Annotated in this window: 10 protein-coding genes and 2 pseudogenes; 8 read left to right on the forward strand and 4 right to left on the reverse strand. The window is 43.7% G+C overall.

Annotated features, from left to right (window positions below; genetic code table 11):
• Positions 1-254: pseudogene (locus tag F6K37_RS44780) on the reverse strand (Rid family hydrolase); the annotation flags it as partial.
• Between the two features lie 162 nt (positions 255-416).
• On the opposite strand from F6K37_RS44780, the gene F6K37_RS25805 reads away from it, so the two are divergent.
• The 4 genes from F6K37_RS25805 to F6K37_RS25820 are packed head-to-tail and all read left to right on the forward strand — an operon-like array spanning position 417 to position 3,220.
• A complete protein-coding gene (locus F6K37_RS25805) occupies positions 417-1,505 on the forward strand; it encodes a glycosyltransferase family protein (RefSeq protein ID WP_287253118.1) in 1,089 nt (362 codons plus the stop codon).
• Positions 1,506-1,522: 17 nt separating this feature from the next.
• Positions 1,523-2,107 carry a hypothetical protein gene (locus F6K37_RS25810; RefSeq protein WP_202799179.1) on the forward strand — a complete coding sequence of 195 codons (585 nt, stop codon included), beginning with the start codon at positions 1,523-1,525 and terminating at the stop codon, positions 2,105-2,107.
• A 25-nt stretch (positions 2,108-2,132) separates the two neighbouring features.
• On the forward strand, positions 2,133-2,774 hold the full coding sequence (locus F6K37_RS25815; protein WP_287253122.1) for a hypothetical protein: 642 nt from the start codon (positions 2,133-2,135) through the stop codon (positions 2,772-2,774).
• Positions 2,775-2,800: 26 nt separating this feature from the next.
• Entirely contained in the window at positions 2,801-3,220 is a 420-nt protein-coding gene (locus tag F6K37_RS25820; protein ID WP_287253133.1) for a secondary thiamine-phosphate synthase enzyme YjbQ, read from the forward strand.
• Between the two features lie 67 nt (positions 3,221-3,287).
• Here F6K37_RS25820 and F6K37_RS25825 read toward each other — a convergent pair whose 3' ends face one another.
• Positions 3,288-3,473: a hypothetical protein gene (locus F6K37_RS25825; RefSeq protein ID WP_071102475.1), complete on the reverse strand. Its 186-nt coding sequence runs from the start codon at positions 3,471-3,473 to the stop codon at positions 3,288-3,290.
• 49 nt (positions 3,474-3,522) lie between these two features.
• Between F6K37_RS25825 and F6K37_RS25830 the strand changes: the two genes are divergently transcribed.
• The gene (locus tag F6K37_RS25830; protein WP_008191512.1) at positions 3,523-3,786 is read left to right on the forward strand and encodes a DUF3146 family protein; all 264 of its coding nucleotides are present in this window, start codon (positions 3,523-3,525) and stop codon (positions 3,784-3,786) included.
• On the opposite strand, the gene F6K37_RS25835 is transcribed toward F6K37_RS25830, so the two are convergent.
• Positions 3,756-3,893, reverse strand: a complete 138-nt coding sequence (locus F6K37_RS25835) for a hypothetical protein (protein ID WP_154659990.1) — start codon at positions 3,891-3,893, stop codon at positions 3,756-3,758. The genes F6K37_RS25830 and F6K37_RS25835 overlap by 31 nt on opposite strands.
• 143 nt (positions 3,894-4,036) lie before the next feature.
• Complete coding sequence (locus F6K37_RS25840; protein ID WP_287253126.1) at positions 4,037-4,438, reverse strand: pre-16S rRNA-processing nuclease YqgF; 402 nt, start codon at positions 4,436-4,438, stop codon at positions 4,037-4,039.
• A 109-nt stretch (positions 4,439-4,547) separates the two neighbouring features.
• Between F6K37_RS25840 and F6K37_RS25845 the strand changes: the two are divergent.
• The 3 genes and pseudogenes from F6K37_RS25845 to F6K37_RS25855 form a co-directional block, all read left to right on the forward strand.
• Positions 4,548-4,866, forward strand: a pseudogene (locus F6K37_RS25845) (class I SAM-dependent methyltransferase); the annotation flags it as partial.
• Positions 4,867-5,753: 887 nt separating this feature from the next.
• Positions 5,754-6,002, forward strand: coding sequence for an IS1/IS1595 family N-terminal zinc-binding domain-containing protein (locus F6K37_RS45655; protein WP_502708324.1), 249 nt, complete (start codon positions 5,754-5,756; stop codon positions 6,000-6,002).
• A 707-nt stretch (positions 6,003-6,709) separates the two neighbouring features.
• Positions 6,710-8,212: a high affinity choline transporter 1 gene (locus F6K37_RS25855; RefSeq protein ID WP_287253130.1), complete on the forward strand. Its 1,503-nt coding sequence runs from the start codon at positions 6,710-6,712 to the stop codon at positions 8,210-8,212.
• Positions 8,213-8,497: the final 285 nt, after the last annotated feature.

An 8,497-nucleotide genomic window follows, 5' to 3' on the forward strand; every position in this document is an offset into this window, starting at 1 on the left:
CGAAGCTAGTGCCAGCATGGTCTAAAACCAGCTTCAAGTTTTCCATTACCTGTTTAGTCTGTAAGGTGCGCTTTCCTATGGCGAATTAAATTACGGGGTCGCACCTCCTCAATTGACCCAATTATTACTTTTCCAGTGACAGGGTCCTCAGCTAGCTGTCCCGTCACAAATAGAAAATCTCCTGCCCGAACAGCGTGGGAATAAGGGGCTACAGGTGGCAGAACATTGTTCGGTAAAGTGATATATTCCAGCACGTTTTCAACTCCTTTAAAAAAAAACTTTAAATTTTTTATGAATTCGATTTTAAAGTGTGGAAATTATAATCAAGGTAGTAACTGCCAAAGTTAGCCACTTGTGGTTTATTTTTGTTAGCCTGCATGAAAGCCTTCAATTAACTCAATACCTGAGCTCCTAGAATGTCTAGACCAGTTTTATACATCGCTATCACTAGCCACGGTTTTGGTCATGCTGTACGTACTGCCTCCGTAGCTGCGGCTATTCAACGACTGTGTCCGGATATCTTACTGATTCTAGTAACAACAATACCACGCTGGTTATTAGAATCCTACATTCCGGGGGATTTTATTCATCGCCCACGGGCTTTTGATGTTGGTGTTATTCAAACCGACAGCTTAACAATGGATAAAGAGGTAACATTAACCAAACTACAGCAAATTCGCTTCAGTGCTAGATCAATTATTGCTAGTGAGGTTGACTTTATTCGTAACAATCGAGTCGGGCTGATCTTAGCCGATATTCCCCCCTTAGCTGTAGGTATTGCTCAAGCGGCTGACATTCCCTGTTGGATGATGAGTAACTTTGGCTGGGACTTCATCTATCGAGACTGGGGAGGAGAATTTGCCGAGATTGCCGATTGGATCAGTGAGTATTATCGAAAATGCGATCGCTTATTTCGCCTTCCTTTACATGAACCCATGAGCGCCTTCACCCATATCACCGATGTGGGGTTAACAGGCGGCTCCCCAGGCTACAGTGCAGACCAATTAAGGAAGAATTTTGATCTGAAGTCTCCAGAGTTTAAAACTGCTTTACTCACCTTTGGGGGATTAGGGTTGGAACAAATTCCTTACCACAATCTATCTAGATTCCCTGACTGGCAGTTTATCACATTTGACTCTCAAGCACCAGATTTACCCAATTTACTTAAAATCAAGGATCACGACTATCGACCAGTGGATTTCATGCCCTTGTGCTCGCGAGTGATTTCCAAACCGGGATACAGTACTTTTGCCGAAGCGTTACGCCTGGATATCCCAATTGCTTCAGTTACCCGCTCTGGATTTCCTGAAGCCGCTATCCTAATAGAAGGGGTGCAAGACTACGGTCACCATCAGATTTTAACACCGACAGAATTTTTCCACGGCAAGTGGGAATTTCTCCATCATACTCCCAAGCCTCCCAGAAAATCTCAAAGCTTGGTAAAGGATGGAACAGACAAGATTGCTAAAGATATTGTTAACTACCTCCAGACTTACACTAAATAGCCTAAATAGCCCCTGCCATGATATCTACCGTAGATTCGCTTATAGAACAGATCCAGAATAGCCACAATTCTATCCCAAAGTCCATCGACACACCAGAAACCTCTATCACTCAAGAGCAGACGTCTTTCCCAAGCCTGGAGTTGGCAGCACGAGACGTTCGTATGGTGCTCGATCAACAAAGGGAGCGCAGTCAAACCTTGACCACAAAACTCAATATCTTGTTTGTCACTAACGGAGCCTTATTAACGAGTTTAACCATCTCTGGGCTAGTATTTTTCCGCAGCCCCTTTGGTATTGCTGAGATACTGGGATTTATGCTTAATTTTACCCTACTAATCCGTGCTTTTCTCCCGCGTCAGATAGCAGTCAGTCCCAACTTGGGAGATAAAAAATTCCTAGAACGCTACCTGGTACTCTCACCAGAACAATACCAACTACAGATGCTGGTTAATCTGGTAGAGGCTTATAATGCAAACAGGCAGCGATTAGAAGATTTTTCTCTATCGTTGAAGTATTCTGCTTATGTAACTTGGGGGGTTGCCTTGATTATTACGTTGAATGTCATAGCAGAGTTTTGCATTCCTGCGCTTAAACTGATGTGATGTATTGTTGGCTTTCGCTCAGACTATGAATTCTAAACAGGTTAATAACAAACCCTCTGGAGAACCCTTGAGTTTACCGGAACCAGACCCAGAGAACATCACTGTCTTGACCCGTAACCTGCCCAACGAGCCAATTCTGCCCTGGAATCACTATGATTCCCCTTGGCGTGAAGGGGAACCGGAGAATCCAGAGGCATCGGAAAATTCCGAGCAGGCAGATGAGTCGAGTGACAATCAATCTGCAACTGAGCCAGAATCAGCAGAAAAGCCAGAGTTATCAGAAACTGCTGCTCAACTGGATAAGTTGTATACAGAAGAATTGGCAGAATTGGCAACTGTCCCTGAGTCGTTATCAGAAGATACTCTAGAGTCATCAGAAACTGCTGCTGTGGTGGATAAGTCTGCTGACAATCCACCAACAGCTGTAGCCACAGAAACCTCGGAAACACCTGTGGTGGATAAGTCTGTTGACAATCCACCAACAGCTGTAGCCACAGAAACCTCGGAAACACCTGTGGTGGATAAGTCTGTTGACAATCCACCAACAGCTGTAGCCACAGAAACCTCGGAAACACCTGTGGTGGATAAGTCTGTTGACAATCCACCAACAGCTGTAGCCACAGAAACCTCGGAAACACCATCGGAGGAACTAAAACAGCTCGGGTAGCAGTGGCTCGATTAACTAACCCTTCTATGACTCATTATCAACAACGACTCAAAATTAGGACTACCGGTAAATCGTTCTCCAACATTACCGGGAAAGTTCAATCCGTGGTTGCTACATCAGGACTGGAGACTGGATTGTGTACGATATTCCTGCGTCATACCTCCGCAAGTTTGGTAATTCAGGAAAATGCTGATCCTGATGTGCTCATGGATTTATCGAACTTTTTTGCTAAATTAGTACCAGAAGATGGCAAAAGCTATAGCCATAGTGCCGAAGGTCCCGATGATATGCCTGCTCATATCCGGACTGCGCTGACTAAAACATCGGAACAGATTCCTATTGCTCAGGGGAGATTGCTCCTAGGAACCTGGCAAGGCATTTATATTTGGGAGCATCGGCGACAGGCTCACTACCGGGAGTTGGTGGTGCATATCGCAGGGATTTAATATCAACCAATATCTATTCTAACTATTACCTAAATTCATTACCTATAAGAATAAATGCTGACCAGTACTAAGGGTGACTGTATTCAGGAGTCAATAGCCACGAGAGTTGTGCTTGCTGTAGGGCTTGAGTATTAGTGATGTTTTCTTTTGGAAGGGTTTTGTAAAAAGCATCCGTCAGCACCTCGGTGCCTTGGGCATCAAGCAACCACACTGATATCAGATTTGGGTTGATCGCTATTGACTTATCTGCCAACAGGTCTGCTAACCTATGTCTTTAAAGCAGATTAGGATTTTTTACCATTGTGAGTGCAAAGGGTCTGCCTCAAACCACTGCCTACGTCAGAATTACGCGGCACTGCTGGCAACAGGGCAAGATTGAAGGGGAAGTTCAAGCCGCAGACTATGAATGGCAGTTTCAGTGGCATTTTCGGGTAAGTCAGCTGTTAGTCACCCCCTCTCTCGGACGTGCCTTGATTCAGGAACCCCTGGGGCGATTTTTAGAACAGTGCGATTACCAGCTCGAACCAGGGGGAAACTATGCTTTTACGATTCGAGCCGAACTATAGCATTTATCAATTCCGTGAGGTACAAAGTTCATGGTTTTAGGGAGTAGGGAGTAGTGAATCGGGAATCGGGAGTAGGGAATCGGGAGTAGGGAACTTATGTACCTCATAACTATGATAAACGCTATATTCTCAGAAGGGATAAGAGAGGGAAGTCAGGAAAGTCAGGAAAGTCAGGGATGTGGGTAAGTTGATCACAGGCTTGAGCATCCTGTCAATAGCTCATGCCCAAGGGAAGACGACGATATCCCTTCTAGCTTTTGCCTTTGATTATATAGCGCTCGATTAACAAAATTGCCACAATATCATCAATGGGTCGAGGAGGTTGGCGCATTCCTTGGGGAATGAGCCGTTGGAACCCTCTGGGAGGATACATTTGCCAGTAGCGTGGGCGAGCTTCTAAACTACTGTAGCGCTCATCTACCAGGACAATAGGTACTGATGCTGGTAATTCCTCCTTGATTTTCCGTTTCCATCTCTTGGCAGTAGTTTGGTCTCCCATGACAATAGTTTCAATGGGGAATTGTTGACACAGTTGCTGGAGTTTTGCGATCGCATTTCCTGAAGCGACTACCTCATGGGTTAGCAGCTGACCCTCTTTTTCCATCACTGCTACACCACATTTATCTCGTCCTGGATCGAAGCCTAAAATCATCTCAAGTCACGGGTTATCTAAATATTTGTCAAAATTGCTAATCTGGCAACACAACTAGTACCCTACTCTACAAGAAGAGTGATTGCCTAAATCCTGATTGGTATTAATCATGGGCGAAAGGAACCTTGAGACAACACCATTACACCAGATGAACCCAGAGAGTCGATTTTCTGAGTTGGTGGCAGATTATGCCAAATACCGACCCAGTTACCCAGCTGCAGCTATCGACAAGATTCTGGAAGGACTTGAGCACACAGAGCAACTGGTAGCTGCGGATATTGGTGCAGGAACAGGAATTTCCTCTCGGCTACTAGCGATGGCGGGGAGTGCAAGTGATTGCCATCGAACCCAATACTCAGATGAGACAAGCTGCTACCACCCATCCATTGGTTGAATTCCGGGATGGAACTGCTCAACAGACCAACTTACCAGGGTAAGCGCAAGAAAAACGAACTCATAATATGCTCAGGGTAAACGTAGATAAAAAAATAGCCAAAAATACAGACATATAAAAATAAGTATGTATTTAAACCGAGAAGGCTAAAAGAATATTGCTGAGGAGCAGGTCAAATTCGTAGAACAAATGTACTAAAATAAGTCATGACTGCTACTGAAGCCCCGAAAACACTGTAGTTCAAGGGTCTGCATAAGTGACATGCTCCCTGAGTTTTTCGTGAGATATGAGTTTTTCTATGAGTTTTTCTATGAGTTTTATGAGTTTTTCTATGAGTTTTGGGAGTATGTCAAATTTGTAGAACAAATGTACGAAAATAACTCATGACTGCTACTGAAGCCCCGAAAACACTGTAGTTCAAGGGTTTGTAGTTCAAGTGTTCTTACAAAATTGACCTGCTCCCCAAATATTCGGGTATTGTGACATGCTCCCCCTATTACCGATTCCCCATTCCCCATTCCCCAGATAATGTACTAATGTTGCTGGATAAGTGACATGCTCCCTGAGTTTTTCGTGAGATATGAGTTTTTCTATGAGTTTTTCTATGAGTTTTTCTATGAGTTTTATGAGGTTCAGAGATATAAAACAGGGCTAATATTATTTTGTTCTCACAAATTGATGGGGAGCAAGTCTATGTTCCAGAACAAATGAACTATGTACCATAGGAGCTTGGCTTTTACCCATGAGGGGGCTATAGCTTTAGTACAAATGTTCTACATAAGTGACATGCTCCCTATTGCTGTACTGCCCATGAAGTTGTGGAACAGACAAAAAGTTCTCAACACTCTTTGTGTAAACTCAACCCAAGACAGCCTAAAACAGCGTTGCTGAATCCAAAAATGGTTTACTAAAAATAAAACCATGGAATGCTCTAAATGTCATAGTCATAAAACTCATAAATATGGTCATCAAAGAGGAAAACAAAGATATAAATGCAACGAATGTGGACGGCAATTTATAGAGGTTAAAACTGAGCGTGGTTACGATGAAAAAACTAAATTTCTCTGCATAAAAGCGATGCAGCGCGGTTTTGGGGGTTCCCCCCATGAGCGACTGTATCAAGACAATGTATCTAAATGGCATGGATTAAGGTATGGCCGTTCAACTTAACGGTCTGCGACGGCAGGTTGAACGCGCACGCGTGACCAAAGGTCAATCCTCATTGGCAAAGGGGTATCAGCTACCTGAAAATCGGTCTGCGCTGGCTAATGGGAGTTCTCCACAAAGGTCGTCCACTTTTAACACCTATCCCCTTGCGATCCCATTGACCCGCAACCGTGCTAAGCGCCGCTCTTAAAGCCCGTGAGGATTTTTATGTTCGCGTAGCGTGACTGCATGTCAATCGCATCTGGTTCTCACGGATTCAGTCGTTACAGTGTCGAGCCTGATACGCATCGGTTTCACGCAGATGTGTCAGGCAGTCAGGATAGGTTCTATAGCAATCCTAAATCATTTGTAAAATATGCAAAATCGTAAATCCTTACTGGGCAAGGGTTATAGCGATAGCTTCGCCGAATATATTTCACGAATCATAAAGGATTGCTATAGACAATTTTCTATGGGTTTACTGTGGTATATTCCTTTCTATCGCTCGGTTTATTGACCCCTCAGGGTAAACGCATCTTGTCAATAAAGTGGGGGTATTTCTCAATAAACCAGGTTTTATTGTGCTTATTGACAATTGGTTGGTTTTCCACATATAGTGCTTAATTTTATAAACACTATATATAGGATTTAAAAAATTAGATGCGTTTACCCTGATTGACCCCTACCTACTCACTACATGTTATACGGTCAAACATTGACCGGGAGTAATTATGGAACAAAAACTTCTTTTCTGGGGAATTTTAGTATTTTTGTTTGCCACCCTGGGAATTGGAATGTGGGCAGCAAAACAAGTAAAAGGAGATAGTGAAAACTATTTGGTTGCTGGAAGAGGGCTAGTCTTACCCCTAGCGGCAGCAACTTTGATGGCGCAGTCGGTAGACTCTAACGCCACTTTGGGCAATACAGATTTGGTGGGGAAATTTGGTTTCTGGGCTGGTGCATCTTTACCCATTGGGTTAGCACTGTGTTTATTTTTAACCGCACTATTTTTTGCCAAACCAATGAACCGCATGGGTTTAATTACCCTGCCAGATTTCTATCGAGTTAAATATAACCGCCAAACTGAAGTAGTAGCATCATTCCTGATGGTGTTGAGTTTTTCCTTTTTGCTAGCTGGTAACTTGGTAGCAGGAGGATATATGTTTGAAGCCTTTTTAGGCACCAGTTATACGGCTGGGATAATGCTGCTAGCGATTGTCGTCTTTATCTATACTGCTAGCGGTGGGTTGTTTGCCGTTGCCTATACCGATGCCATTCAAGTAGGAATTGCTTTTGTCGGTTCTTTAGGTTTACTTTTGTTCATTGCTGGCAACTTTGGCTTAAATATTGCTGCTGATACTGGTCCTTTGGCTTTGGCACAACTAAGCGATCCTGCTGCTGGCGCGGCAGTTAATTGGGCGACTCTGTTAGCGTTGGGATTTGGGGATATTGTGGCGATCGATTTTATGGCAAGAATCTTTGCCGCTGACAGTCCCGAAACTGCCCAAAGGGCTTGTCTAATAGGCTGTGTGGGAACTTTAATTATCGGCATTCCGTTTTCGTTGATTGCTCTGTCTGCACCTCAAATTCTCGCTTCGGCCGGGATTACCCCCGATGGACCGCTCCTTTATGCTCTCCTCGATGGTATAGTACCTCCCCTGCTGGGATTATTAGTCATCGTCGCCATTCTTTCCGCGTCTCTTTCTACCGCTGATGGTGCAATTTTGGGTACTTCTTCCGTAATTGCTCATAATATTATTGGTATCCGCCATGACGACCACAACGCAGCAGGAGACAGGCTGTTAATGATTACCCGCGTCATGGCTTTTGTAATTACCACTTTAGGAGTGATTTTTGCTTTAAAAGTTCCTCAAACTGGAGTTCTACTACTGCTAGCTTTCGATCTGGGATTTGCAGGGTTGGTAGTACCCCTAGCAGGTGGAATTTACTGGTCTAAAGCAACTTGGCAGGGTGCCCTATCCTGTATTATTCTGGGTTCGCTGACGCGGCTGATACTATTTGTATTGATGCCTACTACTTTCGGGATCGATAATACACTGTTATATATTCCTAACAGTATTTTTACTGCTGATTTCGATGGTTTCCCCACTATGATTAGTCCTTTGGTGGGATTGGTCGCATTTATTCTCGTCTCCAATATAACTGGAGGAAGTAAAATTACTAGACAGAGCGTGCGGTCTGAAGAAAGAGAAGCTCAATTGTATCGCAGTTAAAATTATGGCGATCACTTCTAGTAATTCTATCCCAAAATATCGGTCAAGAGCACCGATTAAGTAACTTCTGGGCTGAAATTATTACCCAGTAATGATTTCAGCTTGCATTTCACCCCCCCAGGGTTTTACCAAAATAACCAGGTGCACAAAATTAATTGGGTGTGGCTCTTTTGGAAAGACGTTTGGTCAGGTTTAGAGAGGTATCGGAAGAGTAGGAGGAGCAGTAATAGAGCAACGAGCTTGAATTAGTCGTTTCATCAAAGGAAGGCCATCTTTGTACAAAGA

This window comes from Moorena sp. SIO4E2 (genome assembly GCF_010671945.1).
Taxonomy (GTDB): Bacteria; Cyanobacteriota; Cyanobacteriia; order Cyanobacteriales; family Coleofasciculaceae; genus Moorena; species Moorena producens.

Excerpts from the sequence above, each read along its gene's own strand:
- F6K37_RS25820 (WP_287253133.1), top strand. The coding sequence starts at position 2,801 with ATGACTCATTATCAACAACGACTCAAAATTAGGACTACCGGTAAATCG.
- F6K37_RS25815 (WP_287253122.1), top strand. The coding sequence starts at position 2,133 with ATGAATTCTAAACAGGTTAATAACAAACCCTCTGGAGAACCCTTGAGT.
- F6K37_RS45655 (WP_502708324.1), top strand. The coding sequence starts at position 5,754 with ATGGAATGCTCTAAATGTCATAGTCATAAAACTCATAAATATGGTCAT.
- F6K37_RS25855 (WP_287253130.1), top strand. The coding sequence starts at position 6,710 with ATGGAACAAAAACTTCTTTTCTGGGGAATTTTAGTATTTTTGTTTGCC.
- F6K37_RS25810 (WP_202799179.1), top strand. The coding sequence starts at position 1,523 with ATGATATCTACCGTAGATTCGCTTATAGAACAGATCCAGAATAGCCAC.
- F6K37_RS25805 (WP_287253118.1), top strand. The coding sequence starts at position 417 with ATGTCTAGACCAGTTTTATACATCGCTATCACTAGCCACGGTTTTGGT.
- F6K37_RS25835 (WP_154659990.1), bottom strand. The coding sequence starts at position 3,893 with ATGAGGTACATAAGTTCCCTACTCCCGATTCCCTACTCCCGATTCCCG.
- F6K37_RS25840 (WP_287253126.1), bottom strand. The coding sequence starts at position 4,438 with ATGATTTTAGGCTTCGATCCAGGACGAGATAAATGTGGTGTAGCAGTG.